Annotated in this window: 17 protein-coding genes; 1 reads left to right on the top strand and 16 read right to left on the bottom strand. The window is 46.1% G+C overall.

The window, feature by feature from the left end:
- Positions 1–47 precede the first annotated feature (47 nt).
- Both sucC and ACXHJ2_RS13330 read right to left on the bottom strand, forming a co-directional pair.
- On the bottom strand, positions 48–1,208 hold the full coding sequence (gene sucC, locus ACXHJ2_RS13325) for an ADP-forming succinate--CoA ligase subunit beta (protein WP_137078333.1): 1,161 nt from the start codon (positions 1,206–1,208) through the stop codon (positions 48–50).
- A gap of 338 nt (positions 1,209–1,546) precedes the next feature.
- Positions 1,547–2,017 (bottom strand): MarR family winged helix-turn-helix transcriptional regulator, encoded by a 471-nt coding sequence (locus ACXHJ2_RS13330; RefSeq protein ID WP_013370663.1) that lies wholly within the window; start codon positions 2,015–2,017, stop codon positions 1,547–1,549.
- Positions 2,018–2,164: 147 nt separating this feature from the next.
- Between ACXHJ2_RS13330 and ACXHJ2_RS13335 the strand changes: the two genes are divergently transcribed.
- Positions 2,165–2,593 (top strand): organic hydroperoxide resistance protein, encoded by a 429-nt coding sequence (locus tag ACXHJ2_RS13335; protein ID WP_165080026.1) that lies wholly within the window; start codon positions 2,165–2,167, stop codon positions 2,591–2,593.
- 279 nt (positions 2,594–2,872) lie between these two features.
- On the opposite strand, the gene ACXHJ2_RS13340 is transcribed toward ACXHJ2_RS13335, so the two are convergent.
- The 14 genes from ACXHJ2_RS13340 to ffh form a co-directional block, all read right to left on the bottom strand.
- Positions 2,873–4,492 (bottom strand): YifB family Mg chelatase-like AAA ATPase, encoded by a 1,620-nt coding sequence (locus tag ACXHJ2_RS13340; RefSeq protein WP_165080028.1) that lies wholly within the window; start codon positions 4,490–4,492, stop codon positions 2,873–2,875.
- 162 nt (positions 4,493–4,654) lie between these two features.
- Positions 4,655–5,206: a nitroreductase family protein gene (locus tag ACXHJ2_RS13345; protein WP_165080030.1), complete on the bottom strand. Its 552-nt coding sequence runs from the start codon at positions 5,204–5,206 to the stop codon at positions 4,655–4,657.
- 154 nt (positions 5,207–5,360) lie between these two features.
- Positions 5,361–5,744, bottom strand: a complete 384-nt coding sequence (locus ACXHJ2_RS13350; protein ID WP_165080032.1) for a YraN family protein — start codon at positions 5,742–5,744, stop codon at positions 5,361–5,363.
- Positions 5,744–6,043 (bottom strand): EscU/YscU/HrcU family type III secretion system export apparatus switch protein, encoded by a 300-nt coding sequence (locus ACXHJ2_RS13355; protein ID WP_016819285.1) that lies wholly within the window; start codon positions 6,041–6,043, stop codon positions 5,744–5,746. Before ACXHJ2_RS13355 ends, ACXHJ2_RS13350 begins: the two co-directional genes overlap by 1 nt.
- Entirely contained in the window at positions 6,040–8,166 is a 2,127-nt protein-coding gene (locus ACXHJ2_RS13360) for a DNA ligase (protein WP_165080034.1), read from the bottom strand. The genes ACXHJ2_RS13355 and ACXHJ2_RS13360 overlap by 4 nt, the downstream gene beginning before the upstream one ends.
- Positions 8,167–8,257: 91 nt before the next feature.
- Positions 8,258–8,944 carry a ribonuclease HII gene (locus tag ACXHJ2_RS13365; protein ID WP_025676862.1) on the bottom strand — a complete coding sequence of 229 codons (687 nt, stop codon included), beginning with the start codon at positions 8,942–8,944 and terminating at the stop codon, positions 8,258–8,260.
- Positions 8,945–9,112: 168 nt separating this feature from the next.
- The gene (gene ylqF / locus ACXHJ2_RS13370) at positions 9,113–9,973 is read right to left on the bottom strand and encodes a ribosome biogenesis GTPase YlqF (protein ID WP_165080036.1); all 861 of its coding nucleotides are present in this window, start codon (positions 9,971–9,973) and stop codon (positions 9,113–9,115) included.
- Between the two features lie 87 nt (positions 9,974–10,060).
- Complete coding sequence (lepB, locus tag ACXHJ2_RS13375; protein WP_058710927.1) at positions 10,061–10,687, bottom strand: signal peptidase I; 627 nt, start codon at positions 10,685–10,687, stop codon at positions 10,061–10,063.
- 101 nt (positions 10,688–10,788) lie between these two features.
- Positions 10,789–11,133, bottom strand: a complete 345-nt coding sequence (rplS, locus tag ACXHJ2_RS13380) for a 50S ribosomal protein L19 (protein WP_007429998.1) — start codon at positions 11,131–11,133, stop codon at positions 10,789–10,791.
- 224 nt (positions 11,134–11,357) lie between these two features.
- A complete protein-coding gene (gene trmD / locus ACXHJ2_RS13385; protein ID WP_058710928.1) occupies positions 11,358–12,176 on the bottom strand; it encodes a tRNA (guanosine(37)-N1)-methyltransferase TrmD in 819 nt (272 codons plus the stop codon).
- Positions 12,176–12,691 (bottom strand): ribosome maturation factor RimM, encoded by a 516-nt coding sequence (gene rimM, locus ACXHJ2_RS13390; RefSeq protein WP_013370649.1) that lies wholly within the window; start codon positions 12,689–12,691, stop codon positions 12,176–12,178. The genes trmD and rimM overlap by 1 nt, the downstream gene beginning before the upstream one ends.
- A gap of 97 nt (positions 12,692–12,788) precedes the next feature.
- Positions 12,789–13,019 carry a KH domain-containing protein gene (locus ACXHJ2_RS13395; RefSeq protein ID WP_013370648.1) on the bottom strand — a complete coding sequence of 77 codons (231 nt, stop codon included), beginning with the start codon at positions 13,017–13,019 and terminating at the stop codon, positions 12,789–12,791.
- Positions 13,020–13,042: 23 nt separating this feature from the next.
- Positions 13,043–13,315, bottom strand: coding sequence for a 30S ribosomal protein S16 (rpsP, locus tag ACXHJ2_RS13400; protein ID WP_013370647.1), 273 nt, complete (start codon positions 13,313–13,315; stop codon positions 13,043–13,045).
- A gap of 69 nt (positions 13,316–13,384) precedes the next feature.
- Positions 13,385–14,761: a signal recognition particle protein gene (gene ffh, locus ACXHJ2_RS13405; RefSeq protein ID WP_025676852.1), complete on the bottom strand. Its 1,377-nt coding sequence runs from the start codon at positions 14,759–14,761 to the stop codon at positions 13,385–13,387.
- Positions 14,762–14,798 lie beyond the last annotated feature (37 nt).

Below are 14,798 nucleotides of genomic sequence, written 5' to 3' on the forward strand. Positions count from 1 at the left end.
TCTTCACATCCCCTATCGTTTATTCGGCATATCGGAATGCAAACAGGCTATTGAACAAGTTCAACGATTTTTTGGGCACCATCGGCCATAGAATCGGCTGCCACAATATTCAAACCGGATTCCGCTAAAATCTGTTTGCCGAGCTCAACATTTGTCCCTTCAAGACGGACAACAAGCGGACGTGTCAGCCCCAACTGTTTGGCAGCCTCCACGACGCCGTTCGCAATGATGTCGCACTGCATAATCCCGCCGAAAATGTTGACGAAAATACCTTCTACCTTCGGATCGGACAAAATGATTTTGAACGCTTCGGTTACTTTTTCCGTCGTTGCACCGCCACCAACGTCCAGGAAATTGGCCGGATCACCACCGTAATATTTGATAATATCCATCGTGGCCATTGCCAACCCCGCACCATTGACCATACAGCCAATATTTCCGTCCAGAGCGATATAGCTTAGATCATATTTAGATGCCTCAATTTCCTTCTCATCTTCTTCATCCAAATCACGTAATTCCAAAATATCCTTGTGACGGAACAACGCATTAGAATCGAAATTCAATTTGGCATCCAGCGCCAGTACATTCCCATCACCCGTAACGACTAGGGGATTAATTTCTGCAATCGAACAGTCCTTGTCCACAAAAGCTTCGTAAAGCGCCAGCATAAACTTGACCGCTTTATTCACCAGCTCATTGGGAATATTAATCTCATACGCCAGCTTACGAGCTTGATGCACCTGAAGCCCAATTGCTGGATCAACAACTGCTTTAAAAATCTTCTCCGGAGTAGCCGCAGCCACCTCCTCGATTTCCGTACCGCCTTCTTCGGAGGCCATCAATACGATGCGTCCAGTCGCGCGATCCACGACAACGCCTACGTAATATTCTTTGCGAATATCACAGCCTTCCTCAATCAAAAGACGTTTGACCTCTTTACCTTCAGGTCCGGTCTGATGTGTCACTAGCACCTTACCCAAAATTTCAGAAGCAATAGTCCGCACCTCATCCAAGCCTTTGGCAACTTTTACGCCACCCGCTTTACCGCGTCCACCAGCATGAATTTGTGCTTTTACGACCGTAACAGCGCTTCCAAGCGATTCTGCCGCAGCAACGGCTTCTTCCACCGTGTAGGCAACCTTGCCGTTCGGTACAGCCACTCCGTACTGCTTTAATACTTCTTTACCCTGATATTCATGGATATTCATTCTGGAATCCTCCTATCAACATGACTGCAACAAGGGCGGTTCACAAGGAAATCTATACTAAACCTACATCATTGTAACATGTTTTTAAAACGCTTTCCTTATAATTCAACCTCATGAATTACAGTATTTTGATATCATTATCATTCCCAAAATCGAATGTTTGGATATTATTGGATTTTGCTTTTTAATACAAATTCACACAAAAAAGCACCTCCACAAAATGGGATTACCTAATCCGCATGAGAGGCACTTTATTTCATTAGACTTTAAATAGCATTTTTTCTTTCAGTTAAGAACAACTCATTCCGTAAATTCACAAGAGCAACCGAAAGTACCTGTTATGATTTTTCAATTTGTACATTCGCTTGATGAACACGATCGAGCAGATCATTAAACTGAAGCAGAAGTGACCCAAATTGATCATGAGTCATACTTGTTTTTTCCTGTATGCATCCTGGTACAGACAGGGCTTTATCCCGCAACGCTCTTCCCTCTGTCGTTAAAGAAATCAGCACCTTACGCTCATCTTGAGTGGAACGCTTCCGATCGATCAGCCCGGCATTCTGCAACCTCTTTAATAGTGGAGTTAGTGTGCCGGAATCCAAATATAACGCCTCACCCAATTCCTTCACTGTACACTCTTCACGCTCCCAGAGCACGATAAGTACCAAATATTGCGAGTACGTTACACCAAGCTTTTCTAGATAAGGCTGGTACAGCTTTGTAATCTCTCTGGAGCATGCATATATGGCAAAGCATAACTGATTATCAAGTTTCAAAGCCGCGTGTTCATTGGAATTGTTTTCCATGCTGTCTAGTCACCTACTTTCGTCATTATTTTAGCACATTATATAGCAAAGTACATTCTAATTGCATAAAATACTTTACAAACAATAATTATTTTGATAAATTAAATTGTGTAAAATATAAATTGAGCGAGAGGCAGTGATTGGATTATGATGACCATTCAACAAAAAATGTATGAAACAACAGTAAAAGCAGTTGGTGGACGTAACGGTTATATCGAGTCTTCTTCTCCTGAACTTCGTTTAGATATTGATACTCCAAAAGAAATGGGTGGCGCCGGCGGTACAGGTACGAATCCAGAGCAGCTATTCGCAGCAGGCTATTCTGCTTGCTTTGACAGTGCTTTAAATATGGTCGCTCGCATGCAACGTGTTAAACATGAAGGTACCGAAGTCACAGCTACGGTCCATTTTGGCAAAGTCGAAGACGGCGGCTTCGGAATCGGAGTAAACCTCGACGTTCTGGTCAAAGGCGTTGATCATGAAACTGCGCTAAAACTGGTGGAAGGCGCACACGAACAATGTCCATACTCCCGCGCTACCCGCGGTAATATTGAAGTGAAGCTGAACGTTTTGTAATATAGAGTTAGAATAAATTTCACAACAAGCCCCTCAACCGTATTGGTCGAGGGGCTTGTTGTTTTTCCATCAAGTAACATGGGAGATGATGCATAATCGTATATACGAAATTGATATACTCATAGTATAATCACTATTGTCATAATCTTTTTTGCTTCTCCAGGTCTTTTTGCCTGGAGCTTTTTTTGTCCTTATTTCCGTTTTCTCTCGTATACATACCCTTTGGAAAAACTTTTTCATAAAAATGATCGTACTATATCTGCTAATTCTATCGCCTTTTTATATTTCGGGAAAATTGGAATTTGCTCTATCCATCTGGCGGTATTGAATAGCTTCAGCCACATGTGAAGTCGTAATTTTCTCTGACTCCTGTAAGTCTGCAATGGTGCGGGACAGCTTGAGAATTCGATCATACGCACGCATGCTTAAACCAAGTGCATCCATCGTCTGGTCAAGCAACTCCGCTGCATTTTGTTCTAAAACCGCATATTTACGCAGCATCTGACCGGACAGCTCACAATTCCATGAAAAAGGAAGCTTGCTGTATCTGCGGATTTGTATTGCTCGAGCAGCCAACACCTGCTTTCTCATATCAGCAGACGACAGTGATTCTTTTTCCTCCCGCCAATCCTTCGGTTGTGATACCTCAAGCTGAAGATCAATTCGATCCAGCAATGGACCGGAAATACGTGAGCGGTATCGAGCTACTGCTGCAGGTGAACAGGTACAGCGCTGATGTTCCGTGTTATTGCCGAAAAAGCCACAGTGACACGGATTCAAAGAAGCTGCAAGTAAAAAATGCGCCGGATACTTAAACACTGCACGTGAACGACTGATTGTAACATGGTGGTCTTCCAGAGGCTGCCGCAGCACTTCTAGCACATGACGGCTAAACTCAGGCAGCTCATCGAGAAATAAAATCCCTCGGTGTGCAAGACTGATTTCTCCTGGTTTGGGTATGCCTCCTCCGCCCACCAATCCAGCAGCAGAGATCGTATGATGAGGCGCACGGAAAGGACGAACATGCATGAGATGGGTCGATGAGTCCTTCCATTTTCCTGCTGCGCTGTATACCTTGGTCACTTCTAGCGACTCCTTTTCAGTCAAAGGCGGCAGGATAGAGGGCAACCTGCGGATGAGCATCGTTTTTCCAGCACCCGGCGGTCCCATAAGAAGAATATTATGCATTCCTGCTGCAGCGATAACTAACGCACGTTTGGCGTGTAGCTGACCCAATACATCGCTGTAATCCTCCATATTACTGATTAGCGCTTCTTGCTCACACAACGGTATATGCTCTGCTCGGGGTAAATGGTCATAGGAATGGATTATGACTTGTTCACTGGCAGTACAATTTTGATTGGTCACTTGGCCGTCTGGGGTGCCTTGTGCATGATCATTAACCGGGATAAGATCCACCAGATGGCGTATAGCGTAAATACGTATATCCGCAATTAGACGAGCCTCGCTTGCGTTTTCTTGAGGAAGCAGCACGGAATCGAATCCTTCTCGCTTGGCCAGATCAACCATAGACAACACCCCATTTACAGGACGAATGCTGCCATCCAGTGCCAGCTCGCCAATAAACAGCGTTCGTTCCCCTACTGGTAAGACAACCTGTCCACTGGTTGTCAGCAAGCCTAAAGCGATAGCAAGATCGAAAGATGAGCCTTCCTTACGCAAATCTGCAGGAGCTAAGTTAATCGTGACACGCTGGGACGGATATTTGAAACCGCAGTTTTTGATTGCTGCTCTCACACGCTCTACTGCCTCTCGAATCGCTGAATCCGGCAATCCGATAATCGCGGTCTGAGGCAAGCCATTGGACAAATCAGTCTCAACTTCGATCAGAACGCCATCTATCCCATATAGACAAGCTCCATGTAATTTTCCATACATATCAAAAAAGCACCTCTCCTCATATTGAAATGTCCCTCTATGGGAATCATTGCCTATATGAAAAAAGGTGCTTCCAAATTTTCATTTATTGCATATATAATATTCTAAATTTAGCTCTCAACCCTAATTTCAAATCCTCAACTAAGCTTATCTGACGACAGATTATTTGTCAATTAAGGTTAGCTTATCGACTGCTGGAGTACGTGGTCTTGATTCCGGGATAACTTCAGGATAGCCTGCATATATCATTCCAATTACCTTCTCACCTGGTTGAATTCCCAAGCAATCACGGAATTTAGGCGAATACAGAAATGGTTTTGTCACCCAAAACGTTCCGATTCCTTTGCTCCATGCAGCAAGCATAAAGTTCTGTACAAGCGCACTGACTGCTGCAAAATCCTCATCCCAAACCGCTTGACGCGGATCTTCTTCCATCACCACTAAAAGCTGAATCGGGTTGTGCAGAATTCCACTCTCAAACTTGTTGTCTTTACCAATATCAGCTGCAATGGCTTTTGCAAGCTTTTTCCGTCCCTCACCAGCAAACAACAGAAAACGCCACGGCTCACGCATTTTATGATTAGGAGCCCATACAGCGACGTTCAGCAGTTCTTTAATCGTATCTACCGGGATAGAGTCAGGTTTAAATCGTTTAATCGTCCGGCGTTCCTGAATTACATCTATGACATGTTCACTAAAGGTATGCTTTGTCACGTAAATCCTCCTTCACAGGTACAACGACTAGATATTCATTATAGAATGAAAATGATAACTATTCTCAATAAAATATACCTGCAGCTTTCCTTTCTGTCAACCTGTACATATGAATTCAGCCTGTGCTCCAACATCCAAAGAAGTTCTTACTTTTTTAAAAGGCATCTATAAAATGGTCCGTAACAACAGCCGTTTCAGCAGATAATCGTACAGAAATCATATCAAAACGGATTGGAGGTTCTCCCATTCCGTTCATATGCAAGTATACCGCGGCTGTTTGGCGAACCTGGGTTATTTTACGTGCAGTAACTGATTCGGCTGGTGTTCCATATTTAGAGCTGCTTCGGCTACGTACTTCAATAAATACGAGTATGTGCTCCTGCTTGGCAATCAGATCTATTTCTCCACTACGGCATCGCCAATTGCGCTCCAAGATACGATAACCCAAGTTTTCTAAAAACAAAGCCGCGGCTTCTTCGCCCATCGCTCCTTTGGCTTTCCGCTGGTCCTTGCCTCTAGTCTTCATTTCATTTCCCATCACCAGTCATCCCTTGGAGCAAGCCGATCCATTTGGTATATATAGGTTAACACCTCTGCTACCAACTGATAGAGTTCAGCAGGGATTTGCTCGTCCAAATCAAGTTTGGACAGCACTTCAACCAGCGCAGCATCCTCCTGAACAGGAACACCATGTTCTTTGGCTTTTTCCAAAATGCTATCCGCAATGCGGCCGCTCCCCTTGGCAACGACGATCGGCGCTTCGCTCTCACCAGGCGTATATTTAAGGGCGACCGCCTTCTTCATGGAAGGAGAAGGCGGTTCCAAGGGCTCTTTCATATTTTAAGATCGACTCCTTTGTACGGCTGAGGCACATAGCTTTGTACCTCTGAAGAGGCGAGGCTGCTCTGTTCAGCCCTTGTGGGCATAGACTCGGTACGCAGTGTTAAAAGTTGGTAGCCTAGCGACTCCAGCGCGGTACGAATGGACTCACGCCCACTCGTTAATAGCGAAGCCGCCCATTCCTGATCATTATGAAGCTTGAGACTTACAATCCGATCTACAACCTGCACATCCACCAGCGTCGGACCAAGCCCCTTCATGTCCAAATCAAACCAAAGTCGACAGTTGGAGGCGTCCAACTCTCCGCGTTTGCCACGGCGGGACTGAATCTGGATTGTAGCTGTTTCACGACCGTCCGGTCCAATAAACGGTATAAACATATGCACTTGTGCAAAAGGCGCCGTTCGGTCTGTATTTAGCAGCAGCTGCTGGCCTGTCAGGTGCTGTACAACCTGCTGAGCCGCCTCTTTCAAAGCGGGCGGCAGGTTGTCGCTGCTCATTAGCTGTAGTAGCGCCCCTTTAACGGTGTCTGCGGCCGCTGTCACGGAGTTGTCTGTCGTAGCCGCTAAACCCGGCAGCGTCTGCAACACTCCCTCAGGCGGCTCCGTACGTGCCGCCGCCCCTTGAGCGAGCTGCGCAGTCGAGCGGTGTACCTGCTGCTCGTGCTCTGCACCAAGCAGCTTCAGCACACGGCCTACCCACGGATCCTCCGTGGGGCTGAGCTGCATGCTGGGCGCCGCAGACTGTGAAGCAGTGGCATCCGCAGTCCGCGAAGCGCCAGCCGCTGGCTGCGCTACCTCTGCTGAGGACTGATCTGGCGCAGCCGTGCTCAGTTCGGGTGGCACTGCTGCACGCAGCTCTTGCAGCAGGAGGCGCAGCCGCTGAAGCGGCGCCTCTGGCGCAGCAGCGTTGCCCGCCGCAGATGGCGGCGCAGAGCCGGTCGCTGGCTGTGCAGAGGGACGGTCTGCCGTGACTGCGTTTAAGGCAGGCCGCGTTCCCGTTGGCTCTGCCGTGGCCGATGCTGGAGCACCATCAGCATCCTTAAGCTGCATACCTGCCGCAGTAGCTTGCTGTGATTGCTCCGCTTTAACGCGCGAGCCGTTTAATGCATCAGCAGCGCCCGATTCAGGCGTATTTGCGCCAGCATCTAATACCACCGTCGCTCCACGCCCACTAACTACCTCCGGTTCTCCTGAAGCAGTCCCGTTGGCTACAGATGCTGTGGACCCTGCCGGAGTATCTGAATCTGTAGTCAAGACACTCGCTTCACTTACTGTAGCTGCAAGATTGGCTGCTTGAGTCCCTTTAAACAATTCCTTGCCGCCTGTGGCTTGCTGTCCCGTTTCTGCCTGCTTTGTAGCGGCAGAGGCAGAGGCATCTTTGGACAATGTAAGAGCCTGCCCTTCCTGTCCATCTGCAAACACCACAGAAGAAGTGCCAGTTGGACTAGCTAACGTTCGGTCAGCGCTTTTTATCGCGGTTGCTTCCCCTACTGAACGGTCAGTAGGCGTTCCCTGTCCTTGCAGCTTTAACACCGCTTCAAGTTCTTGCTCCAACGATGACAACAAATCATTTAAAGGAGGCCCAAACATCGTTTGACGCAATCCATTTATGCTTTCGGCCGTTAATGGAAGTCCCCGCTGAAAGGCAACTGCCGCTGCCTGCACAAACGTTCCCAATTGTACATTGCCGCTTTGCTTCAACAAGGCTTCTTGCAAAGAAGCCGCATTTTCCGATGTCAACGGCACACCATTCTTTTGCATTGCCTGTATAAGCTCCCTGTTTTGAGCTGTATCCGGCAGTCCCACCGATTCCAATACGTCTGTCAGCGCTACGGTTTGCTGTGGCATATTGGCAGCATCATTCAGAGGCTTAAGCACAGTCATTCCGCTGGAAGAAGCCGGTTGTACCTGAAACGTTGCAGTCTGTCCAGGTTGAAGAGGGGTCTCCAGCTTTGCCCTGACTTGAGAACCCTGTATTTGCAATACAGCCTCGTCGCCGTCCTCAGACACCTTTAATACGACTCCTCTTACGACCTGGCCTGGCTGCATATCAAGTTTTTTCGCCTCTCCCGCCTTCACATCTCCAAGTAATCCCCGGAATACAGATCCGATGTTCATATCGCCCCTCCTCTCACTCTCCCCCTACTCAAAAGGGTCTGTAATATTAGATATACTTTATATCGGTATTCTCCTGATTCATAATAAGTATCTACAGATCAAACAACGTCGGTTGCTCGGTCAACAAATTGCCTAAAAAGCTGCGTCTATGCATTTCTGTAGGCCCTAGCGCCAAAATTTGTTCTCTATGCAACTTGGTAGCATAACCTTTATGTATACCAATCCCATATTCCGGATATTTCGCATCCCATTCACCTTTGCATAGCCGATCACGAGTCACCTTGGCAATGATAGAAGCTGCCGCAATAGACTGACTGTTTGCATCTCCCTTAATGATGGATAGCTGAGGAATAGGTACATCTACCTTTTCTGCATCCACAAGTAAATAATCAGGAGACACATGTAAAGCCTCAACAGCCTTTTTCATAGCTAAACGAGCCGCTTGTTTAATATTGATTTCATCAATCATCCGCGCGTCTACATGACCAACTCCTACAGCAATCGCCTTCTCCATAATCAGTTCGTAGTAGGCTTCTCTTTTCTTGTCCGTCAATTTTTTGGAATCGTCTACCCCCTCCAATAACTCACCAACTGGTAAAATGACTGCTGCCGCCACAACATCTCCAAACAGACATCCACGCCCTACCTCGTCAATACCTGCAATCCGCTCACAAGATTGTTCCCAGCATTTTTTTTCATAGTGCAGCATGTCCTTTACTGCGTTCTCTTTAGCTTCCATATTCAATACCTGCCCATCTTTTCGTAGTTTAAGCTTCATCATGCCGTAGCTCTAACAATTGAATTCAGCTTACCACAGACCTCTACTGTTCAAAACCCTTTTCTATCTACCTTTACATACCAAAAAACCTTCCTCCTCTCCGGAGAGATGGGGAAGGTTCTTCCTTGCCACAAAATGCAATGTTCTGTATCAGATGTACCAGCTTTATCAATATGGTGCTTCTAAACTGAATCGTCCCAGCTTCCCTGCACGTAGCTCACGCAAAATAATTTTTGACGCCTTTTCGAGATCTACACGTCCACCACTAACAATACAGCCACGCTTACGTCCGATAGCCTCCATAACGCTCACAACATCATCTGGATTTTCTGTATCCTCAGGACGTTCGGTAAGCTCAAAACGTTCTGCCATGGCATCCCAATAATATTGGACAAGATATTTTGTCGCGAAAAAGGCAATGTCCTCTACATTTAGAATTTCTTCCTTGATCGCGCCTGTAACTGCTAGACGATAGCCGACGTTCTGATCCTCAAATTTAGGCCACAAAATACCTGGTGTATCCAGCAACTCAATTTCTCCGGTCTTGATCCACTGTTGTGCCTTCGTTACTCCGGGGCGATCACCCGTAGCTGCAATATTACGTCCTGCCATTCGGTTGATCAATGTCGATTTGCCGACATTCGGAATACCGACAATCAAAGCACGTATAGGACGCGGATTCATTCCCTTCGAAATCTGCCGGTCTATTTTTTCCTTAAGCAACAGCTTGGCCTGAATCGGAATTTCTTTGAGCCCCGTCCCTGTCGTGGCATCCACCGGAAAGGCTACATGCCCCTGTTCCTTAAAGTAGGCAATCCATTGCTGTGATACTACAGGGTCCGCCAAATCTGCCTTGTTCAAAATAATCATTCGCGGCTTGCCTTGCAAAATATCATCAATCATTGGATTTCGGCTGGAAAGCGGCAACCGAGCATCAATCAGCTCAATAACCAAATCAATCAGCTTTAATTTTGCTTCAATTTGGCGGCGCGCTCTGGTCATGTGACCAGGAAACCATTGAATCGTCACCGTCATCACCCCATTGAGCGTAACTCCTACTTTCACCCTTAGGGTCATAGTTAGGATTACGGCAGCTATGCTGCTTATTAGTTATTTCTAGTGGTTAATCCACTGCATATCCTTCACAGGCCAAAAAATGACATCAGCCCGGCCCACGACTTCCTTCAAGTCAATATATCCAATCATCCGACTGTCTGTACTATTGGAACGGTTATCGCCCATAACAAAAATATGCCCTTCTGGCACTTTTCCATCCTTAAACTTTTCATTTGGAAAATTGGTAAACTTGTTGTAAAGTTCTCCATTTTGATGTGCTTCTTCCAAAGGAGCCTTGAGATAAGGTTCTTGAATCGGCTTACCATTTACTGTAATCGTGTCACCTTCTACCTTGACCGTATCACCCGCAACGGCAATGACGCGCTTGATGAAGTCTCTTTTTTCTTCCGGGACATGGAACACGATCACTTCACCCGGTTTAGGAGCACGAAAATCATACAAAATCTCATTTACAATGACGCGTTCTCCGGTATGAAAGTTAGGCTGCATTGACGGGCCATCCACAATAAAAGGCTTAAAGAGAAGCCAGCGGATTAAAAAGACAAGCACTAACGCAATAATGATGGCCTTGAGCCACTCAAAAATCTCATTTTTTGGTTTACGCTTGGGCGTACCATCCTGATCAGTTGGCTGCTGCACAGCTCCTTGTCCTACTTCTTGCTCCATAGCTCACTGTCCTCTCTTTACGGTCAATAATCCACAGTTCCCTATGTACGTAGAAAAAACGAAAGGAGCTTGTAACCAAGCCCCTTTCGTTATTCGTTGTATTAACGACGAATTTCTTTAATTCTCGCTGCTTTACCGCGCAGTTCACGAAGATAATAAAGCTTCGCACGACGCACTTTACCACGGCGAGCCACTTCGATTTTATCGATTTTTGGGGAATGAAGCGGGAAAGTTCTTTCCACACCTACACCGTAAGAAATTTTACGAACTGTAAAAGTCTCACTGATTCCACCACCACGGCGTTTAATTACTACACCTTCAAACAACTGGATACGCTCACGAGTTCCCTCGATAACTTTCACGTGCACTTTCAAAGTGTCACCAGGACGAAAGTTAGGCAGATCTTTACGCAGTTGTTCTTCAGTAATCGCTTGGACGATATTCATCTATGACTCCCTCCTTCCGTACAGGTGTTCATGTTTCTTCTGGAAACTCTTCCGTTTCCTTCATCATCCACAGAGGACCACCGTATTACACACAACAGATGTATTGTATCATGGAGGTTACCGCATTGCAACAACAAAAAGGGATTTGACCAAAGATTATTTAATTGACTTCATTATAAAACAGGTCCCTGCCTGCTTTCAAATCCACTCATGTTAATAGTGCTTTATCGCTTGTCCCTCGAACTGTCCGATTGGTGCTGCTCCTCAATCCACGCGCGCTCCTTGCTTGTCAGTTCAGCCTGTTCCAGCAAGTCCGGTCGACGTTCCATCGTACGACGTAACGCCTCTTGTCGTCTCCAAGAGTCAATATTGACATGATGCCCTGATAAGAGTACATCCGGCACTTTCCAGCCCCGAAACTCAGCAGGCCGAGTATAATGTGGGTATTCCAACAGTCCTGTACTAAACGAATCTGTTACCGCACTCGTTTCATTACCCAACACTCCTGGTAACAACCGTGTCACACTATCAATGACGACCATGGATGGTAGCTCGCCACCAGTCAATACATAATCTCCGATCGAAAGCTCATCCGTCACCAGATGCTCTCGAATACGCTCATCATAACCCTCATAATGTCCACATATAAAAATAAGATGGTCCTCTTTGGCAAGCTCTTCCGCTTTTTTTTGCGTAAAAGTCTCTCCTTGTGGACACATCAAAATAATACGCGGAGTTTTTATGTCTGCGTTATGTTCGGCATCTTCATCTCCAATACCTTCAACGGCAGCTTCAAATGTTGATTGCTCTGATTTATCCAACAGCGCTTCCACGGCAGCAAAAATAGGGTCTGGCTTCAAAACCATGCCACCTCCACCACCATAGGGCGTATCATCCACTTGCCCATGCTTGTTGCCGGCATACTGGCGAAAATTAACCGCTTGCAGTGATACAATACCCTTATCCCTTGCTTTTCCCAGAATGCTTGCATTAAAAACGCCATCAAACATCTCTGGAAACAGGGTCAGTACATCCACCCGCATTACAGCAGACCTTCCATTAATCGTACTGTAACCCGTTTTTCGCGCACGTTTACATCCAAAATAACATCCTCTATATACGGCAATAGCAGTTCCTTACCTTTAGGCATTTGGACTACCCATACATCATTCGCTCCCGGTGTCAAAATTTCTTTTACCTCACCGAGCTTAGTTCCGTCTTCCGTTACTACTTCCATACCGACTACTTCATGAAAGTAAAACTCGTTTTCTTCCAATTCTCCTAACCGTTCAGCAGAGACCTTTAACAAAGTACCTTTATATTTCTCAACATCATTGATGTTGTGATATTCCTTAAATTTTACGACAACCATATTTTTTTGAAAACGAGCTGTTTCTACAGTTACGGGAATCGGTGCTTTGCCATCTGCTGGAACAATCAATAGCTCGCTGCCTTTGGCAAAACGATCCTCAAGAAAATCAGTTGTCGTTAATATTTTTAGCTCACCGCGAATTCCATGTGTATTCACAATTTTCCCGACATTAAACATTTGCTGCATCGTGTTCCTCCTGCATATAATCGGCTCCGCTCCATATCATCTTCATCATGTACGAAAAAGGGTTAGGACATACATCCTAACCCACTTTCGTATATCTTTAAGATATGATGTCTACGGTAACCCGTTTATCCATCTTAACGGCTGCTGATGCAACCACAGTGCGAAGCGCCTTGGCGATACGTCCCTGCTTGCCAATGATCTTGCCCACATCCTCAGGATGTACACTAAGTTCATACACTACAAGTCGATCCTTCTCCAAGGTCTTCACGGTCACATCATCCGGATGATCGACTAAAGCCTTAGCAATGATTATCACTAATTCTTCCATGGTTGACCCTCCGTATCAGCACCTTATTTCTGTGTTTTAAGCTCATGAAACTTTTTCAACACGCCCGCTTTGCTAAGCAAGTTGCGAACAGTGTCGGATGCTTGTGCACCATCTTGCAACCATTTCAGCGCTTTATCTTCATCAATTTTTACAACCGCTGGTACTGTAATAGGGTTGTAGTAACCGATTTCTTCGATAAAACGACCGTCACGCGGGGAACGGGAATCAGATACCACGACGCGATAGAAAGGAGCTTTATGTGCACCCATACGTTTCAGACGAATACGAACTGCCACGAAAATTCACCTCCTTCAAAAAGTAGACTGTATATTGCTATCCTATAACTCCAAAGGCCTATCGACCTTTTAGCGGAAAGGAAACTTCATACCTTTGCCCATACTCTTCAGCTGTTTCAGAGCCTTGTTTTTGCCACCCTTAGGACCCATCATATCTGAGAACTGCTTCATCATACGGCGCATTTCGTCAAATTGCTTAATGAGACGATTTACCTCAGCCAGCGATGTTCCACTGCCTACAGCAATCCGCTTGCGACGGCTATGATTAATCATGTCCGGGTTTTGCTTTTCCTGTGTAGTCATCGAATGAACGATAGCTTCAATCCGGCCCATCTGTTTGTCATCCACTTTGATGTCTTTCATTTGCTTCATGTTGCCCATACCAGGAATCATATCGAGAATCTGGTCGATTGGGCCAAGCTTCTTAACCTGATCCATTTGCTCCAGAAAATCCTCGAAAGTAAACTCGGCATTGCGCATTTTCCGTTCCATTTCCTTCGCCTTATCCGCGTCGATATTGGACTGCGCTTTTTCAATCAGGGACAGCATGTCACCCATGCCTAAAATCCGTGAAGCCATCCGCTCAGGGTGAAATGGCTCCATTGCATCCAGCTTTTCACCCAATGTAGCAAACTTGATCGGGCATCCTGTCACAGCTTTAACCGACAAGGCCGCGCCTCCACGAGTGTCGCCGTCCAGCTTTGTCAGTACAACTCCCGTTAACTCAAGGCTATTGTTAAAGTGCTCCGCAACGTTAACTGCATCCTGTCCTGTCATGCTATCTACAACCAGCAGAACTTCATCCGGCTTGACATTAGTATGAATCTGGCGCAACTCTTCCATCAGTTCTTCATCAACATGAAGACGACCGGCAGTATCTATAATAACGTAGTCATTACCATTATCCTTAGCATGCTGCAAACCCTGTTTTGCGATTTCCACCGGGCTTGTCTGATCTCCCAATGTAAATACAGGTGCGTTAATCTGCTCACCGAGAATCTGAAGCTGCTTGATCGCGGCAGGTCTGTAAATATCACCAGCTACAAGCAATGGACGATGGTTTTGCTTTTGCAACAACTTCGCTAGTTTACCTGACGTCGTCGTCTTACCTGCGCCCTGGAGACCCACCATCATAATGACTGTAGGCGGTTTGTTTGCTTTGGCAAGCTTGGCCTGACTGCCACCCATCAACTCGGTCAATTCCTTGTTTACAATGTCGATGATGACCATGCCTGGCGTAAAGCTGTCCATCACTTCCTTACCAACGGATTTCTCCTTTACCTTGGCAATAAAGTCCTTTACAACCTTGAAGTTAACGTCCGCTTCAAGCAAAGCCAATCGCACTTCACGCATCGCCTGAGCTACATCATCCTCAGACACTTTTCCTTTGCCGCGCAGTTTACTGAATACATTTTGCAAGCGGGTCGATAATCCTTCAAATGCCATACTTTCGCACCTCCTTGTCTACCAGGGTTGTTAGTTC

Source organism: Paenibacillus sp. ALE3, assembly GCF_054113405.1.